Source organism: Streptomyces himastatinicus ATCC 53653 (assembly GCF_000158915.1).
Lineage (GTDB): Bacteria > Actinomycetota > Actinomycetes > Streptomycetales > Streptomycetaceae > Streptomyces > Streptomyces himastatinicus.
Genome location: NZ_GG657754.1, coordinates 7,542,442 through 7,543,902, shown reverse-complemented (window position 1 = coordinate 7,543,902; position 1,461 = coordinate 7,542,442). Strand labels below are relative to the sequence as shown.

The 1,461-nt window shown below is 74.9% G+C and carries 1 protein-coding gene and 1 pseudogene; both read left to right on the top strand.

Annotation, left to right across the window (positions count from 1 at the left end; translation table 11 throughout):
* Window positions 1-527, top strand: a pseudogene (locus SSOG_RS31980) (alpha-amylase family glycosyl hydrolase); the annotation flags it as partial.
* A 75-nt stretch (window positions 528-602) separates the two neighbouring features.
* Window positions 603-1,400 (top strand): peroxide stress protein YaaA, encoded by a 798-nt coding sequence (gene yaaA, locus SSOG_RS31975; RefSeq protein ID WP_009718406.1) that lies wholly within the window; start codon window positions 603-605, stop codon window positions 1,398-1,400.
* Window positions 1,401-1,461 lie beyond the last annotated feature (61 nt).

Here is a 1,461-nt window from a genome sequence, read left to right as displayed (position 1 = left end):
GCTGGCCCTGCCCGGTTCGTCGTACCTCTACCATTGGCGAGGAACTGGGGCTTCCGGAGGTCGCCGACCTGCCCGTGGACGTACTCCAGGACCCCACCTGGGAGCGCAGCGGCCACCGGGTCAAGGGCCGGGACGGCTGCCGGGTGCCACTGCCGTGGACGCGCGGCGGCCACTCGTACGGCTTCGGCGCGGGCGGCGCGTGGCTGCCGCAGCCGGAGGGGTTCGGGGAGCTGTCGGTCGAGGCGCAGGAGGGGCGGGCCGGTTCGACGCTGGAGCTGTACCGGGAGGCGCTGCGGCTGCGGCGGGAGTTGCAGGGGGACGAGACGGTGGAATGGCAGGGCTCGGTCGCGGAACTGAGCGCCGGGGTGCTGCACTTCCGCCGCGCCGGTGGCTGGCACAGCGTCACCAACCTGTCGTCGGCCGCCGTCCCGCTGCCCGCCGTGGGCGAGGTGCTGCTGAGCAGCGGGCCTTTGTCGAATGAGCTGCCGCCGGACACCACGGTGTGGCTGCGGGAGGCGGATGAGTAGGCCGTAGGCTGCGGGGCTGGGGTGGCGCCAGCGCACCGCCCCCGTGCCGTACCGCCGACGCTCCGAGGAGAACCCGTGCTCGTCCTGCTGCCGCCGTCCGAGGGAAAGGCCACGGGAGGCTCCCGATCCCCGCTGGACCTGGGATCGCTGTCGCTCCCGGGCCTCGGCGAGGCGCGGGCCCGGGTCCTGGACGAGCTGGTCACGCTGTGCTCGGGCGACGAGGCGAAGGCGGCCGAGGTGCTGGGGCTCAGCGCGGGGCTGCGCGGCGAGGTCGCCAAGAACGCGGCGCTCCGGTCGGCCGGGACCCGGCCCGCCGGGGAGATCTACACCGGTGTGCTGTACGACGCGCTCGGCCTCGCCTCCCTCCCGGCCCCCGCCCTGGCCCGCGCCGAACGCTCGCTGCTGGTCTTCTCGGGCCTGTGGGGTGCGGTACGGATCGACGACCGCATCCCGTCGTACCGCTGCTCGATGGGCGTCAAGCTGCCGGGCCTCGGCGCGCTCGGCGCGTTCTGGCGTACGCCGATGGCCACCGCCCTCCCGGAGGCCGCCGGGAACGGCCTGGTCCTCGACCTGCGGTCGGCGGCGTACACGACGGCGTGGAAGCCGAAGGGTGAGGTCGCCGAGCGCACGGCGACGGTGCGGGTGCTCCAGTCGAAGATCGTGGACGGGGTGGAGAAGCGGTCCGTGGTGAGCCACTTCAACAAGGCGACCAAGGGCCGGATGGTCCGCGACCTGCTGACGTCCGGCGCCGAGCCGGAGGGCCCCGAGGCGCTGGTGGAGGCGCTGCGCGGGTTCGGGTACGCGGTGGAGGCGACGGCTCCGGAGCGCGCGGGACGGCCGTGGGCGCTGGACGTGGTGGTGACGGAGCTGTAGGGCCGGGCCGGAGCCGGGTCATCGGTGGCACGTGCGGCCGAACCCCGCCCGCGCCCCGGCC